This window comes from Nocardia sp. CY15, assembly GCF_009829295.1.
GTDB classification, from domain to species: domain Bacteria; phylum Actinomycetota; class Actinomycetes; order Mycobacteriales; family Mycobacteriaceae; genus Nocardia; species Nocardia sputi.
This window is the reverse complement of record NZ_VUOT01000019.1, coordinates 72,257-88,665: the sequence shown is the minus strand read 5'-3', so window position 1 is coordinate 88,665 and position 16,409 is coordinate 72,257. Positions and strand designations below refer to the sequence as shown.

Genomic DNA, 16,409 nt, shown 5'->3' with positions numbered 1-16,409 from the left:
CCGGTCAGTCGTTGTCGGTGACGGCGAGCTCAATCATCATGGCGAGTCGTTTGCGGGGGTCGTCCAAGTCGAGATTGGTCACCTCTGCCATCTTGCGCAGCCGGTTACGGACGGTGTTCTCGTGCACCCCGAGGTGCGCGCCCGCCTCGGTGGGGTCGCCCTGCGCCTGCAACCACGCGCGCAGCGTTGGCACATACTGGGTGGAGTTCGTGCTGTCATGGCGCCGCAACTCCGACACCGGCCCCCGTGCGGGGGTCCGTCCAGAGAGCCCTGCGGTGCGCAGCCGTTGGAGCAGAATTTCGTCCCATGACTCGTCATAGGCAGGAGGTGTCGCAGCCGCGGAGTGGGTCTCGTGCAGCGCCAGGCATTCGTCGGCCTCTTGACGCGCCGACGCCAACTCCGTGGCGCGGGCGACACCGCTGATTCCGGCCGACACCGTCATCTGCGCCGGCAGTGCAACCTGCAGCTCGCTTATCCAGTGGCGTACCGTGTCCGCCTGGTCGGCGGGCAGCACGGTGTAGATGGTGTCGCCGACCAGGGCGCTGCGGCTGGACCGGGACCAGCCGAATCCGGTTGTCGCTCGCTCGAAGATCAACAGCAGCGCGGCGTGCTGTTCCTCCGCGATCCGAGCCCGCAGCGCGATCACCCGCAAACCCTCCGGCGCCAACCCCAGCCTGCTGGCCACTGTCGTCGCGTCCGCGTCGCCCTCCAGCAAACGGATCACGAGGTCGGATTCCACCTGACGTTCCAGGTCCGCGCTGGCCCGCGACCGCAACAGGTGCAGGGCCACCGTCCGCGCGCCGTCGGCCAAGGCCCTGCGTCGAGCCCCGTGCAACGGTGCCGGGCACGACACCCAGACCGACCCCAGCAGTTGCCGTCCCACACGCACGGCCACGACCATCCGCCCCGTCACCCCACGCTCTGCCTGCGCGGGGACGAACAAGGGTTCCTCCGAGGTCGCCAAATGTACGAAGACACCGCGCGCATCGAACACCGACCGTAACCACGACGGCATCTCCCGGCCCAGAATCGTCTCTACCCGTGCCGGGTCGAGGTGCTGCTGCGGCCTGGAATATGCCAGCACCCGAGACAGGCGATCCTCGATCGTGACCGCACCTCCGACGGCGTCGGCGAGACTGTCGGCCAAGGCGAACAAATCGGTCGGGCCGCGACCGGCCTCGGTCTCGCGTCCTTCCAGCACCAACCCGTAGACCACCGCAGCCACCTCGCTCCAGTCCACCGCAGGGTCGACCACCATCACCGCCACACCGTTGATCTCCGGCTCGGCCTCGGCCTCCTCACCCCCACGGATGAGCGCGACAACAGCCCGCGCCGACACTGCCCAGGCCACCACCTCCGACATCGAGCGGGCTCCGATGCCCAACAGCACATCGCCGATTTCCGTGGGGTCGTGATCGGCGCCGTGGATCACCACGCTGCGCAATGGGGTGGATCGGGGAACCGAACCCAATCGCAGGCGAATTCCATAACCACCCAGTACGTTGGCCAACCGGTCCAATGTCACCATGAGCCGCTCCGATGCGGAACCGCGGGCGCAGCGCGATCGAGCGCCCGACGCGGTCGGCAGCAGGTCGTGGACGAGGAAACCGGACCGGCCGACCGGTGCGTCGGGATGAACACCGGCGCGAGCCGGTGTCGGCGGCTTTTGTAGTGGTGGGTCACTTTTCGGGCGATCTGTTCGGTTGTTCGACGAGTTCGGCGAGTACGGCCGCTTCGCTGATGTCGGTGTTCTTGGTGCCTGTGAGCAGCGTGAGTTTGCTTTGGTCGGCCAGTTCGCGCAGGTGGGTGAGAGCGGCGGCGCGGTCGGGTTGGGTCAGTTCGTCGCGGTAGCGGCGGGCGAATTCATCGAAGCGTTCCGGGTCGTGGCCGTACCACCTGCGCAGTTCGGTGGAGGGAGCGATCTGTTTACACCACTCGTCGAGATGGGCTCTGGTTTTGCTGACACCGCGGGGCCAGAGCCGGTCCACGAGCACGCGCGTGCCGTCCTGCGCGGTTGGGTCGTCATAGATTCTGCGGATTTGCACAGTGCGTCGAGTCGTCATCATCGACTCCCGGTTCATCGCTGCTTTCCTGCGTAGGACAGCCCCGCGGCCGGTCCGGGGCCTTGCCACATGTCGAACGCTACGCCTGATGTGGGACCTGGACCGGTGAGATCGCGTATTCGACTGTGTCAACCGACGAGCGGAAACCTGTGGGAGCTGAAGGTGGACGCTTGGCCGGTCGGCGGAGCTTCGGCCATTACGAACATGTTCTCCCGCCGGGCCCGCCTCGGATTCGGCATGGACGCTGCCTACGGGATCGCGATCCTGCTGGCCGCGATGTCGGGCTGAGTCGCCCGGTGGCGGGGGGGCGATGACCGCCCGTTCTCCGGTGTCACCGGACCCGCACGAGTTGCTTGCCGATGTTGGTTCCCTGAAACAGGCCACGCAGGGCCGACGGTGCGGATTCGAGGCCCTCGACGACACTCTCGGCGATGACGATCTTGCCCTCGGCGTGCCAGCCGGACAGCTTGCCGAATGCCTCGGGAAAGCGATCGAGGTAGTCGAGGAAGATGAACCCTTCCATGCGAGCACGCTTCACCGTCAGCGCAAGGTAATTACATGGTCCGGTCGCGGGAAGGTGCGCGGTGTAACCCGTGGCGATACCACCGCACAGCACCACGCGAGCCTTCATCGCGAGATTCATCAGCCCGTCATCCAGGATGGGGCCACCCACGCTGTCGAAGAACACATCGATTCCTTCGGGAGCGGCCGCCGCCAGGCGTACGCGCACGTCCTCGTTCTTGTAGTCGATGGCGACGTCGAGGCCTGCCTGGTCGGTGAGCCACGCGCACTTGTCCGGCCCGCCCGCGATTCCGATCACCCTGCAGCCCAATGCTTTCGCGATCTGGCCGGCGACGGAGCCGGTGGCGCCCGCTGCGGCTGTGACCACCACCGTGTCGCCCTCGCCTGCACGGCCGATATCGATCATGCCGAAGTAGGCGGTCAATCCGTTCACCCCGAACAGGCTCAACATCAGCTTGGGATCGACGCCGTCGGGCACGATGTTCAACCCGAAGAGCCCTTGTTCCGAGGCCAGAACGTAGTTCTGCCAGCCGACCATCCCCGCGACCCAGGTCCCGACCGGGTAGTCCGGGTTGTTCGACACGACGACCTCGCCTACGCCGCTGCCGCGCATCACCGTGTCGAGCGGCACGGGATCGATGTAATTCTCGCCGTCGTTGAGCCAGCTCCGCTGCGTCGGGTCGATGCCGAGCCAATGGACCCGCACGAGCGCGTCCGATGGGCCGAGCTCGGGAACAGGTGATCGCAGCAGCTCGAAGTCGTTGTCGCCCACCATGCCTACGGGTCGGCGGCGCAGTACCCATTGGCGGTTGTCGAGTTCGATGTCGACGGAGGAAGCCATGATCCGAGTGTGCCAGTCCACGCGTTCAAGATGATCATTCCCGCGCGATCGGAACCGCTGGAACCGACACCGCAGACGCACGAAGGCTTCGAATGGCTGTACGTGCTCAACGGTCGGTTGCGGCTCGTGCTCGGCGAGCGCGACCTGACGTTGCCACCCGGTGAGGCGGCCGAAAGGGAGTGCGCTCGCACGTACGCGCCGACCCCGACCGGTGAACCGACCGACTTCCTGCAGCGAGTCCCTTCGCACGTCCGAACCCGCCCACTCTGATCTCGACCTGGGCGTCGGCTATCGGTGAACTACGACGGCGGCCGGTGAGGCCGAGATTCATCGGCGAGATCTGACGTCACTGATGAGCGTGCCCCGCCGACGGAGCGAGCACCTCCGGCTGGTGGGCGAGGACGAGTTCGGCGGCGTCGGCGATGACCTGGGCGCGGCTGCGGTCGGGGTGGTCGGCGGCGAGGAAGGCGCTACCGATCGCCAGGCAGAAGGCGAGCAGGGCGCGGGCCTCGACCTCGTCGGGGTCGGAGCAGAAGGTACCGATCATCTCTCGTGCCAGCCGCATGCGCTTGTTGTCCACGCGGCGCATACGCTCAGCGATAGCTTGGTCCCGCCGGGCCCAGTCGCGCAGCGCCAAGTCGACCGAGCGCACCTGGTCAGCCGACTGCAGAAACCTGTCGACCAGCCAAGCCTTGTCGCGCGCGCCACCCTCTTGCTCCACCCGGTCGATCTCCGCGTCGACGCTCTGACGCTCCCAGGTGTCCAGCATCTCCTCCAGCAGCGCCTCCCGATCGGTGAAGTAGCCGTAAAAGCCGCCCCTGGTCACGCCGAGCCGCTTGGCCAGGGCGTCGACCCGCACGGCTTCCACCCCGCCCTCGGCGAGTGCTCGCAAGCCCTCTTCGACCCATTTCTCACGCGGCGTGCGCAACGCGCCCATTCCGTGTCTCTCCTCCCAGGGGTTGTGCAGTACTGCATAACGTGTCTAATCTCGAGTTATACACCACTGTATAACCTGAGGAGCCGACCTGAGACCGTGATGCGGGCGTCGTCCAGGTCGAGACACTGTCGCGCGGATGAACCCGCATGCCACGCGACTCCAGAAGAGAGCGGAGAGATCCCATGATCAAGTGGGCTGGTTGGCTTATCACCTTGTGCGGAGTCGGACACACGTTGGGCGCACTGGCGCAGACTGTCCCCCACTACGCCGGGGACTGGTTCAGCTGGGCATTGTGGGAGAAGCAGAACAACGACCCGATCGCGATGAGCCACACTACCGCCGCGTTCTGGTACTCGGCCTTCAGTTTCGGCCCGCCACTGATCATGGTCGGCCTGATCGTGATGTGGCTCAACCGCCATAGGATCACCCCGCCACTGTTCATCACGTGGAGCGTTGCGTGCTGGACCCTGATCACCGCCGTTCTCTCCGGGCCCTCACCCCTGCTGCTCCTCCTGATCGCGTCCGTCCTGCTGCTGGTCGGCGCCCGCCGCGTCGGCCCCGTGAAGGCGATGACAGCGTCGTGAGGGCAGGCATGGCTGGGGGTTCACGCTCGGATTTGGTCGTGGTGGGCGACGAAGTCGAGGAAGCGGGGAATTATCTGCTCGGGATCGGCCCACAGCAGATCGTGTCCGATGCCAGGGTAGATTTCGGCTTCGGCCGACGGCATGTGGTTGCGGGCGCGCGCCGCCCCTAGCTGCGGGTCGCTGACGACGGTGTCGGCGCCGAAGAGCACCAGGCTCGGTGCGGTGATGGCGGCAAGCTGTTCGTCGGTGAACGGGCGGTCCCACGGCATGCCGGACCGGAACTTCACCGTTGCCATGACGAGTGCGAACTCCTCGTCGGTGAAGTTCAGGCCCGGCATCAGCCACTTGTTGAACTTGCGCATCCGCTCAGGAGTCGGCCGCGCACCCACCACAAGGAATTTGAACAGCAGACTCCAGCGCGGCTTGGCGAAGGTCGCACCACTGGGCTCGAACATGGTCAGACTGGCCAGGCGATCGCAACGGTGCACGGCGATGGCACCGGCCAGCCAGGCGCCCAGGGAGTTCCCGGCCAGATGGATCCGATCCTCACCGAGTCCGTCGAGCACCTCGACCATCCAGGTCGCGATATCTGCCGTGTCGCGCACGGGTGCGGTCTGCACACAGCGTCCCGCCCACCCGATCACGTCCGGGGTGTACACGACACGCTCGCGCGCCAGATCCTCGATGAAGTTGAGCCATATCTGCCCGTTACCCCCGATGCCCGGCAGCAGCATGATCGGTGCACCGTCCCCGTTTCCGGATTTGCGTACTCGCGTGGTGCCGAAAGATGTTCCCACTTCGATATCGGTCGAGGGCACAGGCCATTTCGCAGCCACGGTGTCATAGGCGCGCAGGAAGGTCGCTCTCGCTTCCTCGCTGGTGAATCGCCCGATCCTCGGCATGAGCCTCCCCTTCGGTCCACTTATACGGTACGACCGTACCATCATGATGGTATGACCATAACACATATGCGGTATGCTCATACCATCAAATTCGGGGGTCATCGGATACAAGAGGAAGGCGTAGGTCTCGTGCCGCGACTGGTCGACCATGAAGTGCGGAGACGCCAGATCACCGACGCCGTGCGCCGAGTAATCGTCGTCGGCGGCCTCGAAGCGGTGACCTTCCAATCGGTCGCCGCCGAGGCCGGATTCTCGATACGGCTGGTGCAGTACTACTTCGGAAGCAAGAGCGAATTCCTGCTGGCGACCCACCGATCGGTGATGGAAGACGCCGGCGCCCGATTCACGCAACGGTGGTCCACGCTCGGCCAGGACGCCGCACCCCGCGAAGCGATCCGCGCGGTCCTGACCGAACTGCTACCCCTGGACGGGCAACGCCGGGAAGAAGCCATCGTGCTCGGCGCTTTCGGCACCGCGGCGATCACCGGCGGTGGCATCACCGCGGAAGAAACCTTCGCCGCGCCTCGCGCACTGGTCACGATCGTCGCCGACCAGCTCTGTCGAGCCCAAGACGGCCACGGCGTAGGCCCCTGCCGCGCGGATCTCGACGCCGAACTCATCCTCATGGCAATCGGTGGACTCGCCCAAAGCATGCTCCAGGGCTACAGCACCGCTCAGTCCGCGACCCGACTCGTCGACCACCTCCTCGACCATGTACTGGGCCCGACTGCAGCGGCCACTCTCGGCGATGACGAGAGCTCCGCGGCCGCAACCCGCATCGCGTGCGATATCTCGCCCGAATGTGATTCCCCACCTGCCTGAAGTCACCGCATCGAGAGATCACCTCGTTTCAGCGCTATAGCGCGCGGCCGCGTCGGCAACCGGGGCAGGGCGGCCGAGACGGACCATGGCGCGGTAGAGCGCGCCATGGCTGGGCGCCGGGGGCAGTGGCGGCGGTTCGGTGCCGGGAGTGCTGAATGCGCGCAGCATGTAGGCGACAAGTCGTTGCCAGGTGTCGGGCGCTGCGTCGCCGGTGGCGGCGATGACGCCGGCGTTGGCCATGAGCAGCATGACCATGTCCTGGTCGGTGAGCTCGCGGCTGAGCCGTCCGGCATCCTGGGCGCGCGCGATCAGGGCTCACCATGACCTTTCCCCCGCCAAACCCCTCGAAGCCCGCCGCGCCCAGGCCTACATCGGCTTCCTGAAAGGCCGCAATGACGGCACCAGCAGGAGAAGGCTCGAGCGCCATCACGCTGAGGCATTGTGACGAAGTCCGACCGTGGAACGTGATGTACGTCATTGCCCGCGGAGGCGTGGTTGGGCATCGTCGTCAGTTCGTTTTGGAAAGAACCTGGCTGGAGATGCCCGAATGGCCGACCTCGATTTTGCTTACGACCTCACTCTGGACGAGGTACGACGGCGCAGCGCCGTCGTCGCGGCGCTCGGTGACGACTGGGATCCGGTGGCGGCGCTCGCCGAGGAAAATCTCGCGTACGACATGCTGTACTCGAATCTCGACGATGAGCAGCAGCGGATCTACGAGGAACTCGTCCGAGCCGGGATCCTGCCGGATCGGGCGACAGGTTGTGTTGCCGACTGATCTCACCGCCGAGCACGAACCATCCGCTCTGCCGAATACACGATGACTATCTGGCGGCTGAGTTGTAGATCGCGCTTGTAGCAGTCGGCGACCGGACTGCGGGACGTTGTCGTCGATGTCGAAGGCGAGCTGGCGGCGGAGCCGCAGAGGTGATTTCGAATCGAAACTCACGGCGCGGGATATTGCCGTGGGTTTCGTCGTTCCGCGCGCCGGGTGATCAGACGCAGATAGGACGCCAGATCGTGCCGCAGAAGAAACGGTTCAGAGCGGCAGAACCGCTGGAAATCTCGCTGTTGCCGATCGCATGGGGCTCGACCGGGGCCTCAGCCTGCGCGGGAGCGACGGACATCAGCACCGCCCCGGCCAGCAGTGCACCCGCGACGATGTGGCGATTGACTAGAGCGCCCGGACGCCGCCCGTTACAAGCCTCCGGCAATCGGCCTGTCACCCCTTCGAGGTGCAGTTCACCAGTGCGCCAAAGGTTGTCGATCCCCATGACCGCTTGGCCGTGTCAACCAGGGAAGCCGCTGTTCGGAACAGACGCGCACGCGTAGTCTCGCGCGCATGTCCTGCAGGATCACCGAACTGGTCATCGACTGTGCCGACCCACAACGGCTGGCAGACTTCTGGTGCGGAGTGCTCGGCTATGTCGAACTCGGCTGGGAGGGCGAAGACCACCTGGAGATCGGCCCGCCCGGAACCGGCTTCGGCGGGCCGCAGCCCACACTGGTGTTCGGTCGCAGCACCGAACCGAAACGCGGGAAACTGCCGCTGCACCTCGACGTGAGCCCCATCGACCGCGATCAGGACGCGGAACTGGAGCGGCTGCTCGCCGCGGGTGCGCGGAAGGTAGACATCGGCCAGCCCGGCGCCGCAACGTGGCACGTACTGGCCGACCCGGAGGGGAACGAATTCTGCTTGCTCCGGCGCCGGGTCGAGGCAGTGGAGAGCCACCCCAACCCACGGTGATGCCGCGCAGTTCGCTTCCGGCACACGAACATTGCCACCGGACGAAACACCGGAATCTTTCGTTATTCGGCCGCGCGACGTAGCGAGCCGATCATGCCGAGGGCGATCTCGCCCGCGTCACGGCGCACCTGATCGTCGGTGGTTTCGGCGAGGCTCCAGGCCAGTTCGGTGAGCAGACCGTAGATGGCGCGGACCGTGAGTTCGGGCGATCGAGGTGCGAAGACGCCGGCTCGGATCAGCTCGTCGACCAGGCCGCGGATCAGGCCGACCATGTACCGCTCATCGAGTTCGCGCCATCGATCCCAGCCCAGGGCGAACGGCCCTTCCTGCAGCACGATGCGCTGATAGGACACGTCGGCGCATTCGTCTAGAAACACTGTCAGGGCGCGAACTGCAGTGTCCCAGGGGTCGCCGGGCGCACCGAGCGCCTTCGTCAAACGTTCGGTCAGCTCTTGTTCGACCTGCTCGAACACTGCCTCGAACAAGCCCTGCTTACCGCTGAAGTGGTGGTATACGGCCCCGCGAGTCAGTCGGGCGGCCCGTGCGATCTCGTCGGCGGACAGTTCCCCGTACCGCCGTTCGATGAACAGCCTGCGGCCCGCCTCCAGCAGGGCGGATCGAGTGGCTTCAGCGTATTCCGCACGTCGTCCCTTGACAGTCACGGCAACAAGACTACCTTCACATACATCATGTATCTTAGATGTTAGGTGTATGCAAATGTCGGATCTCAAAGATGTGATCGTGGTGGGGGCCGGGGCGGCCGGGCTGACAGCGGCCCGCGCCCTCACGGCGGCCGGACGCGATGTCGTGGTGTTGGAGGCCCGCGAGCGCGTAGGCGGACGAACCCGCAACGTGGACATACCGGACAGCGACACGTACGTGGAAGTCGGCGGGATGTGGGTCGGCCCCGGCCAGGATCGGGTGCTGGCATTGCTGAGCGAACTCGGGTTCGCCACATACCCGACGCACGATCACGGCGCGAACATCGGCGACTTCGGCGGTCGCGTCCACAGCTACCGGGGCCGGATACCCCGGCTGAATCCACTGGTGCTCGCCGACATCGGACTCACCCAACTACGACTGGATCGTTCGGCTCGACGAGTACCCCTGCAAGCACCGTGGACGGCGCCTCATGCGCGCGAACTGGACGGTCAGACCTTCGACACCTGGTTGCGCAAGCACTCGCACACCGCCACCGGGCGCGCGTTCTTCCGGCTGGTGACCGAGGCGGTCTGGTGCGCCGAACCGGAAGAGATGTCGGCGCTGTGGGCGCAGTTCTACATTCATTCGGGCGGCGGCGTCGACTCTTTGATCAATACGACCGGCGGTGCGCAGCAGGACCGGGTCGTCGGCGGCACCCAGCGACTGTCGATCGCCATTGCCGAGGAGCTGGGTGACCGGATCGTTCTCGATGCCGCGGTGACCGAGATCGACTGGAGCGACGACGAGGTGCGGGTGCGGGCCGGGCGGCGGCAGTGGCGGGCCCGGCACGCGATCATCGCGGTCCCGCCGCCGCTGGTGCACCGGATCCGTTTCACGCCGGATCTGCCCGCCGCTCGCGCCCAACTGCTGCAACGTCTGCCGATGGGCTGGACGATCAAGGTCAACGTCGTCTACGACGAGCCGTTCTGGCGCGCACGAGGCCTGTCCGGCCAGGCCAACAGCGACCGGCTCGCACTCGGCACGGTCTTCGATGCCAGTCCGCCCAGCGCCGCCCCTGCGGTCTTGGTCGGCTTCCTCGAAGCCACCCATGCCCAAGCCGCGGCTCGCCTGGCGCCGAAAGAACGCCGCGACGCGGTACTCGACGACCTGGCAGCATATTTCGGCCCGAAAGCGCGCCATCCGGCCCACTACATCGAACAGGACTGGGCCGCGGAAACCTACAGCCGCGGTTGTTACGGCGCCTTCGCGACCCCATCGACGTTGACCCGCTTCGGACCGGAATTGCGCCGCCCGACCGGATCGCTGCACTGGGCCGGCACCGAAACCGCGACTCGCTGGGCCGGATACATCGACGGGGCGGTCGAATCCGGACAACGCGCGGCGCGTGAAATCCTCACGCCGACCAATCTCCGCTGAAGGGTCGACAATCCACTAAGGCATGCCGGCGACCTGTCTGGAGCTGGTTACGCCGAAGTTCGACACCGTTGAGGCGGCGGTACCGGCTGCCGCACATCGCACGCTGCTGCAGCGGCTGGCCCGGACTGCGGCAGGCAGGGCGATGTTCGCGCGGCAATTGAGGCAGGCGGATGGCGCCTCTCGACGCTCAGTCGCGGCCTAATTCACGATCCTGCATGCCCGGGCCAGCGCGAGACTGTCCTCGTAGGGAATGTATCGGGTGATTCGGCCATCGAGGACCGTCATGTGAAAGGCGAACGGTGATACGAACATTTCCCCGGTGGCCCGTACGCGCTGACGCATGTGACCCAGCGCGACGGCATCGGCCCCCTCGACGATGATCCGGTTCACCGTCAATTGCTCTGCCTCCAGGTACCCCGGCAGGTCACGGAAGAATGCAGCGGCTTCCTCCCGGGTGCTGCGGCGCCCGGTCCACGGCACCTCGTCGGCGCCATAGATGCTCCAGTCGACCTGATCGGCGAACATCTCGCCGAGCCGATCGAACTCACCGGCGCGGGCACACCGGAAGAACTCTTCGATGACCGCCCGAGTCTCACTCACGGTCGCACTCCTATCGGTAACTCGCTTGTGCTTGCCGCCTGTCTCGCCGGGGTGGATAGCCGCGTGCATGAGCTGATGCACTGCCGGACAAGAGCCCACCGACAGGCCTGTGTAGCTCTCTCGCTCCCGACCCTTCGTCGATGGGCAGCGGTCGTGCCACATCGTCACGTTGACATATTTTGGATAGATTAGTACAAAACGAGGGGTTGCTACTCGCCACGGTTGGCGAGCCGCTGGGATTCCGCTTCGGTCACCGGCCCCTGCGCTGTGGTGAGCAGTTCGCGAGCCCAGTCTCTAGCATTCGGGGTATGCGCCACAGCCGCTGGCTTCCGATCCTGATATGCCTGGCCGTGCTCGGCACCAGCGGATGTCTCGGCGCGGTTGATCGCGCGGACTTCGAGCAGCGGATACGCGCACGCGGAGGCGGACTCGTCAACACACTGACCCGCGATGCCATCGCCGCACTCACCGAGCGACTGGGCACCGTTGACCCGCAAGCGAACGTCATCCTCCTCACCGCACCGAACTCGACCCAGTTCCGGCTGGTCCTGCACAATCAGCCGAATCAAGTGACACGGTTCCTCACCGAACGCGACGACCTGGCCACACGCGAACCAACTCTTCGCCTGCGGATCCGCCATCCGGGCCGATCCAGGCAACTCGACGACTATTCGTTCACCCTCGGCGCACTCGGTCCCGCACAGCCGGCGCGGGTTTCGGCATTCGACGACCTCGACAGCGAGGCTTTCAACCTCAGCGAGGTGACCGGTCTATCGCAGATCGAGGACATCGTCGACACCGCCCGCACCCGGAGCGGACTACCCGACGGGCAGGTGAACGTGATTGTGGTGAGCCGTTTCGGCAGCGAGATACGGATAGTCACCAATGTGGTGTCGCCACGGTCGGAGATGCTTGCCGAGTTCGACAGCGCCGGAAGCTTTCTGCGAATGCGGCAGGTGTAGGCGGTGGTCCGACTCCTGGTAGCCGCAGCCTCGACCGGTGTCGCCGCCGGCGCCCTCACCATGGTGGTCCCGGTAGCGATCTGGCCCGGCGAAGCCACCTTGACCGCACCCCTTTTCTGTTCGCCCGTGACGGAGCCGATGGTCGTCTCGGACACCACGCACGATTCGGAGGGCACGTCGGTCAATTACACCCTGTACTGCGTGGGGGAACGCGGCGCGATCACCGACGAGGGCTTCGCGCTGCCGATGCTGGCACTCTTCGGAGCACACGCCGTATTGCTGACCACGCTGGTGTTGCTGACCAAACTCTGGAGACGGTCACGACCCGATCCGGCCACGCAGTCACCCGTCGGTCCGATCGAATATTGAACCGCCCCTGGCGTGAAGTGTCCCGCGCTGGTATCGGCGCTCTCCCCTGACCGAAGACGACCCAGCACGCCCGGCCAGGCGCAGGTGAACGCGAGGACGCGGGTCCGGCCGGGAAAACAAGAAAACCCGCGCCGTGGCGCGGGTTTCCGGTTTGTCAGCTCCTAGATGGCGCGGACGCTCTGAGCCTGCGGGCCCTTCTGGCCCTGCCCGATCTCGAACTCGACACGCTGACCCTCGTCGAGGGACTTGAACCCGGAGCCGGAAATCTCGGAGTAGTGGACGAAAACGTCGGGACCGCCACCGTCTTGCGCGATGAACCCGAAGCCCTTTTCGCCGTTAAACCACTTCACACTGCCTTGCGTCATGTACTTTGCGTTACTTTCTGTAGTAAGCCGAGCGATCACTTCAACAGCCCGTGCTCACCGACAAGCATGCCACATCCCACGGCCCATCAACATCTGGGGTGAGGCAGCACACGCCGGCGACGCCACCGAAGGTCGGGGGTCGTGGTCGATCCCGCCATCCGGGCTCGACGGCGAATTCGTCGCTTCAAGGGCCTGTGACCTGCCCGCCTGCTCCCGGGGCGTGGGTATCCTCGGTCCAGCCCTCGAGCGCCCAGGCGAGGTCGAGTTCGGGATCGCCGATCGTGCCCATTTCCCAGTCCACGATCGCCGCGAGCCGCGCCGGAGTGCCGTGGCGATACATGACGTTCGCCCACTGGTAGTCCCCGTGCATCACGCCGGGTACGAAATCCAGGGGCCGATGGGCGCGCAGCCATCCGGTGGCGGTGTCCATGCCCTCGACGTCCCGGCCCTTGACGCGCTCGAACATGGCGGTCCAGCGTCGCACCCGCCGGTCGTGGAAGCCGTCCGGCTTGCCGAGGTCCTGCAGTCCGCGCGCCCGCCAGTCGACTTTCGACCAGAGGGCGATTCCTTCGACGAGCTGATAGGCGAGTTCAGCTTTGGCCCGCGGGGTCGCTGCCGGCCGGATCACGCCACACCGCCCGTCATGAGGAATCCCCACCCCTGGACGTGTTTCGACGAGCGTGAACACGTGAGCTCGGCGCTGAGAGGGGGAAGTCCGGACCGAGAATGGGATGCAGCGCGCCCAGTAGCGCGCCGACGCTGATCTCGAGCATTTCGGCGCGAGTGTAGTGCTGGTTCTCCAACCATTCGACGGTCAGCACGCGGACGAAGGTGAGCCAGCTCGTGAGGATCGACGATATCTGCGCTCGGACGGTTCCTTCGACACCCAGCGTATCCAGTAGTCGACGACGCACTTCGGCGAGTTCACCCGCGATGAGGGCTTGGATGGTCGGATCACGACCGAGTACGCGATTGGCCGCGAGCACGCCATTGGCGTTCGCCTCGAAATAGTCGAAGTGAGTATCCAGCGCGGCGGCCAATTGCTCGGTGAGCGGACCTTCGGTATCGAGGCGCGTTGCGACCAGCAGTTGGTCTACAGCCTGCTGGTAAACGCCGACGAAGAGGTCGCGTTTGCTCGGAAAATGACGGTAGAGCAGCGCCCGCGACACCCCAGCCGCCGCTGCGACGTCTTCCATCAGTACCGCATCGTAAGGACGTTCGGCGAACAGACGCGCACCGGCGTCGACCAACACCTGACGGCGCTCATCGGGAGACAGTCGGCGGCGGGTGCTCATACCCCGACACTTTAGTTGACGCACGTCTACCAAGCACCGTAGGCTAGCTTAGTAGACACACGTCTACTAAGCTTGCGGTCGGCGGTCAGAGCATGAAAGTAGTTGGCCCCCTGCCTCATTCGTCACGCTCTGCGGGAGGAACAACATGGCTACGGCACTCAAATGGCTGTCTATGATGATGGGGGTCGCCTGCGTCGCGATCGGCATCCTTCATCTCGCCCTCGGCATCCACGCCGTCCCGGACATGGAGCACTCCGGTGTCACCACCGACAGCCTCAGCCGCTTCTTCGGCGCGATCTTCCTCGGCTATGGCGTCGGCTGGATCTGGGCTGCCCGCCGATCTCCGATCTCCGCGGTCGTCATCCGCTGGCTTGCGGGCATCTTCCTACTCGGCGCCGTCGGCCGCTTCATCTCCGTAGCCGTCTACGGCTGGCCGCACTGGTTTCAAATCGTGCTCACCGCCATCGAAGTAGTCCTGCCCCCCGTGTACTTCTGGCTGGCCACGGCCGACGAAAAGCGCACGGCGTCAACATCACAACTGCACCCCTGTCTCGAACCGGCAGCGAGGTCCTGAACGAAGTAAGGAAACCAGCATTCGCGCGGTGATGCTTCCGATCGCTCGCGCGCAAGCTCGTTACCGGCACGTCGACCGGTTCTCCTGTGCCAGGCGGTGGCAGGCGCTCGTCGCCTATTGCCACTGCCGGGATTTCAGGTTTGCGAGTCGCCGAGTGACGGGTCGAGGATGGCCACATGTCGCATGCCCCGATATCCCTGCGTGAACTCCCCCGGCTACGCACCCGCCACATCGCGCAGATCGGTGGACTGATGCGCCCCGGCACGCACCGTTCTCCGTTGCTCGAATTCGGCGAACGGTTCGTCGTCTCGCCGCCAGGATTTCCGGCCATGCTGGTCACCTACGACATGGATGATGTGCGCGAACTGTTCGCCAACCATGACGACTTCTCGGTCGGGCAGGTGCTCAGCCGCTTCTCCAGCCACGACTTGATGTTCGGCAAACAGACGTTGATCTTCCTCGACGGTGACGAACATCGCCGCGAACGTCAGCTGTTCGCGCCGCCGTTCCAGAGCAAGGCACTCCGGTCGTACGAAGATCTCATGGTGGAGGTGGTCCAGCGGGAACTGCCGACCTGGCCGGTCGGTGAACCGTTCGAGTTCCTCAAGGTCGGTTACGACCTGGCCATCGGCGTGCTGCTCGGCGTCGTCTTCGGTGACGTGGCCGCGGCACGCAAGGACCGGCTGAAGCAGGCGGTGAGCCGGTGGTTCGGGGAAATCGAGAGTCGCGGTTTTCTCGCCGTCACCTTGCTCACCCCGCTGGTCGGTGGCTATACGCTGCCCTACCCGCCGCTCAGCCGCCGCCAGTCCGAGGTCGACGCCGTCATCATCGAGGAAATCGCCGCGCGCCGGGCCACGTCCGGCGACAAGGACGGCCGGAAGGATGTGCTGTCCCGGTATGTCGGCACCGAACTCGACCAGCACGACGACGCCGCGTTGGCCCGCAACATGCGTGGCATCCTGCTGGGCGCCTACGAGACCACCGCGATCACGCTCGGCTGGATCGCCGCCATGCTGGCCGTTCACCCGGCGGCCCGGGCCGAGCTCGACGCAGCCGTCGACGCCGGCGACGGCACCCGGCTCGACACATACCTCGACGCCGTGGTCGCCGAGACGATGCGGATCCGCCCGGTGTCACCGTTCACCGGACGGCGCGCACTGCGCGACACCGTGGTCAACGGTGTCCACGTCCCCAAGGGCGCCATCGTCATAGTCCCGATTCTGCTCATCCACGAATCACCCCGGCACTACCCGGACCCGATGCTCTTCCGCCCCGAACGCTTCCTCGACAAGCCACCCAACGGCCGCACCTGGCTGACCTTCGGCGCCGGCGCCCATCGCTGCCTGGGAGCCCAATTCGCGCTGGCGGAAGCACGCATCCTCTTCCGCACCATCCTCGAGCATCGCCGCATCGGCGCGGCCACCGGTCCCGTCGAACCTCCCCGTCGCTATCACACCGGCCTCAGCCCCGCCCACAACGCCCGGATCACCCTACTTCCTCGCTGACACACGCACGGGGCAGGAGGATTCGCCGTCGCCGATGGTTCGGAGAGAATAAGCGGGCCTGAAGGGCCTAATGGTCCAAGAGCTGCGAATCCCACCCCGGTTCGGCTGCCTCGACCGCCGCCACGCTACTCGACGCCGCTGGAATGGGTGCTTGCTCGCTGCGGACAGCGGTGTCATCCGTGATCGCTGCCACCAATGGGGATCGCCGCTGGCCGGGCCCGAAACCGTCGGCGTGCCGCTAC

General features: G+C 65.6%; 22 protein-coding genes and 1 pseudogene. 11 read left to right on the top strand and 12 right to left on the bottom strand.

The window, feature by feature from the left end:
- Positions 1-4: 4 nt before the first annotated feature.
- Both GVY39_RS20645 and GVY39_RS20640 read right to left on the bottom strand, forming a co-directional pair.
- Positions 5-1,528: a CdaR family transcriptional regulator gene (locus GVY39_RS20645; RefSeq protein WP_159926993.1), complete on the bottom strand. Its 1,524-nt coding sequence runs from the start codon at positions 1,526-1,528 to the stop codon at positions 5-7.
- A gap of 151 nt (positions 1,529-1,679) precedes the next feature.
- On the bottom strand, positions 1,680-2,063 hold the full coding sequence (locus GVY39_RS20640; protein WP_159927097.1) for a DUF488 domain-containing protein: 384 nt from the start codon (positions 2,061-2,063) through the stop codon (positions 1,680-1,682).
- 162 nt (positions 2,064-2,225) lie between these two features.
- Between GVY39_RS20640 and GVY39_RS35000 the strand changes: the two genes are divergently transcribed.
- The gene (locus GVY39_RS35000) at positions 2,226-2,351 is read left to right on the top strand and encodes a hypothetical protein (protein WP_255466229.1); all 126 of its coding nucleotides are present in this window, start codon (positions 2,226-2,228) and stop codon (positions 2,349-2,351) included.
- A gap of 43 nt (positions 2,352-2,394) precedes the next feature.
- On the opposite strand, the gene GVY39_RS20635 is transcribed toward GVY39_RS35000, so the two are convergent.
- On the bottom strand, positions 2,395-3,426 hold the full coding sequence (locus GVY39_RS20635; RefSeq protein WP_159926995.1) for an NADP-dependent oxidoreductase: 1,032 nt from the start codon (positions 3,424-3,426) through the stop codon (positions 2,395-2,397).
- A 9-nt stretch (positions 3,427-3,435) separates the two neighbouring features.
- On the opposite strand from GVY39_RS20635, the gene GVY39_RS35305 reads away from it, so the two are divergent.
- Positions 3,436-3,696, top strand: a complete 261-nt coding sequence (locus GVY39_RS35305; protein ID WP_370523809.1) for a cupin domain-containing protein — start codon at positions 3,436-3,438, stop codon at positions 3,694-3,696.
- A 76-nt stretch (positions 3,697-3,772) separates the two neighbouring features.
- On the opposite strand, the gene GVY39_RS20625 is transcribed toward GVY39_RS35305, so the two are convergent.
- Positions 3,773-4,363, bottom strand: a complete 591-nt coding sequence (locus GVY39_RS20625; protein ID WP_159926997.1) for a TetR/AcrR family transcriptional regulator — start codon at positions 4,361-4,363, stop codon at positions 3,773-3,775.
- Positions 4,364-4,545: 182 nt separating this feature from the next.
- On the opposite strand from GVY39_RS20625, the gene GVY39_RS20620 reads away from it, so the two are divergent.
- Positions 4,546-4,947, top strand: coding sequence for a DUF6463 family protein (locus GVY39_RS20620; protein WP_201295290.1), 402 nt, complete (start codon positions 4,546-4,548; stop codon positions 4,945-4,947).
- 20 nt (positions 4,948-4,967) lie between these two features.
- Here the strand turns inward: GVY39_RS20620 and GVY39_RS20615 are convergent, their stop codons facing one another.
- Positions 4,968-5,999 carry an alpha/beta fold hydrolase gene (locus GVY39_RS20615; protein ID WP_159927001.1) on the bottom strand — a complete coding sequence of 344 codons (1,032 nt, stop codon included), beginning with the start codon at positions 5,997-5,999 and terminating at the stop codon, positions 4,968-4,970.
- On the opposite strand from GVY39_RS20615, the gene GVY39_RS20610 reads away from it, so the two are divergent.
- Positions 5,979-6,671, top strand: coding sequence for a TetR/AcrR family transcriptional regulator (locus tag GVY39_RS20610; RefSeq protein ID WP_159927003.1), 693 nt, complete (start codon positions 5,979-5,981; stop codon positions 6,669-6,671). The genes GVY39_RS20615 and GVY39_RS20610 overlap by 21 nt on opposite strands.
- 18 nt (positions 6,672-6,689) lie before the next feature.
- Here the strand turns inward: GVY39_RS20610 and GVY39_RS20605 are convergent, their stop codons facing one another.
- Entirely contained in the window at positions 6,690-6,926 is a 237-nt protein-coding gene (locus tag GVY39_RS20605) for a hypothetical protein (protein WP_159927005.1), read from the bottom strand.
- 292 nt (positions 6,927-7,218) lie between these two features.
- Here GVY39_RS20605 and GVY39_RS20595 point away from each other — a divergent pair, with 292 nt between their 5' ends.
- Positions 7,219-7,449 (top strand): DUF6400 family protein, encoded by a 231-nt coding sequence (locus tag GVY39_RS20595; RefSeq protein WP_159927009.1) that lies wholly within the window; start codon positions 7,219-7,221, stop codon positions 7,447-7,449.
- A 217-nt stretch (positions 7,450-7,666) separates the two neighbouring features.
- On the opposite strand, the gene GVY39_RS20590 is transcribed toward GVY39_RS20595, so the two are convergent.
- Positions 7,667-7,945 carry a hypothetical protein gene (locus GVY39_RS20590; protein WP_159927011.1) on the bottom strand — a complete coding sequence of 93 codons (279 nt, stop codon included), beginning with the start codon at positions 7,943-7,945 and terminating at the stop codon, positions 7,667-7,669.
- A 68-nt stretch (positions 7,946-8,013) separates the two neighbouring features.
- Between GVY39_RS20590 and GVY39_RS20585 the strand changes: the two genes are divergently transcribed.
- Complete coding sequence (locus tag GVY39_RS20585) at positions 8,014-8,418, top strand: VOC family protein (RefSeq protein WP_159927013.1); 405 nt, start codon at positions 8,014-8,016, stop codon at positions 8,416-8,418.
- 62 nt (positions 8,419-8,480) lie between these two features.
- Here GVY39_RS20585 and GVY39_RS20580 read toward each other — a convergent pair whose 3' ends face one another.
- Positions 8,481-9,080 (bottom strand): TetR/AcrR family transcriptional regulator, encoded by a 600-nt coding sequence (locus GVY39_RS20580; RefSeq protein WP_159927015.1) that lies wholly within the window; start codon positions 9,078-9,080, stop codon positions 8,481-8,483.
- A gap of 55 nt (positions 9,081-9,135) precedes the next feature.
- Here GVY39_RS20580 and GVY39_RS20575 point away from each other — a divergent pair, with 55 nt between their 5' ends.
- Complete coding sequence (locus GVY39_RS20575; RefSeq protein WP_159927017.1) at positions 9,136-10,497, top strand: FAD-dependent oxidoreductase; 1,362 nt, start codon at positions 9,136-9,138, stop codon at positions 10,495-10,497.
- Positions 10,498-10,695: 198 nt separating this feature from the next.
- On the opposite strand, the gene GVY39_RS20570 is transcribed toward GVY39_RS20575, so the two are convergent.
- Entirely contained in the window at positions 10,696-11,097 is a 402-nt protein-coding gene (locus GVY39_RS20570; protein WP_159927019.1) for a nuclear transport factor 2 family protein, read from the bottom strand.
- A 308-nt stretch (positions 11,098-11,405) separates the two neighbouring features.
- On the opposite strand from GVY39_RS20570, the gene GVY39_RS20565 reads away from it, so the two are divergent.
- Both GVY39_RS20565 and GVY39_RS20560 read left to right on the top strand, forming a co-directional pair.
- Positions 11,406-12,059 (top strand): hypothetical protein, encoded by a 654-nt coding sequence (locus tag GVY39_RS20565; protein ID WP_159927021.1) that lies wholly within the window; start codon positions 11,406-11,408, stop codon positions 12,057-12,059.
- A 3-nt stretch (positions 12,060-12,062) separates the two neighbouring features.
- Positions 12,063-12,428, top strand: coding sequence for a hypothetical protein (locus tag GVY39_RS20560; RefSeq protein ID WP_159927023.1), 366 nt, complete (start codon positions 12,063-12,065; stop codon positions 12,426-12,428).
- 161 nt (positions 12,429-12,589) lie between these two features.
- Here GVY39_RS20560 and GVY39_RS20555 read toward each other — a convergent pair whose 3' ends face one another.
- The 3 genes and pseudogenes from GVY39_RS20555 to GVY39_RS20545 form a co-directional block, all read right to left on the bottom strand.
- Complete coding sequence (locus GVY39_RS20555) at positions 12,590-12,793, bottom strand: cold-shock protein (RefSeq protein ID WP_040871014.1); 204 nt, start codon at positions 12,791-12,793, stop codon at positions 12,590-12,592.
- A gap of 211 nt (positions 12,794-13,004) precedes the next feature.
- A pseudogene (locus GVY39_RS20550) lies at positions 13,005-13,400 on the bottom strand (phosphotransferase family protein); the annotation flags it as partial.
- A 34-nt stretch (positions 13,401-13,434) separates the two neighbouring features.
- A complete protein-coding gene (locus GVY39_RS20545) occupies positions 13,435-14,088 on the bottom strand; it encodes a TetR/AcrR family transcriptional regulator (RefSeq protein WP_159927025.1) in 654 nt (217 codons plus the stop codon).
- Positions 14,089-14,233: 145 nt separating this feature from the next.
- On the opposite strand from GVY39_RS20545, the gene GVY39_RS20540 reads away from it, so the two are divergent.
- Both GVY39_RS20540 and GVY39_RS20535 read left to right on the top strand, forming a co-directional pair.
- Complete coding sequence (locus GVY39_RS20540; protein WP_159927027.1) at positions 14,234-14,662, top strand: DUF4345 domain-containing protein; 429 nt, start codon at positions 14,234-14,236, stop codon at positions 14,660-14,662.
- Positions 14,663-14,838: 176 nt separating this feature from the next.
- Positions 14,839-16,167: a cytochrome P450 gene (locus GVY39_RS20535; RefSeq protein ID WP_159927029.1), complete on the top strand. Its 1,329-nt coding sequence runs from the start codon at positions 14,839-14,841 to the stop codon at positions 16,165-16,167.
- Positions 16,168-16,409 lie beyond the last annotated feature (242 nt).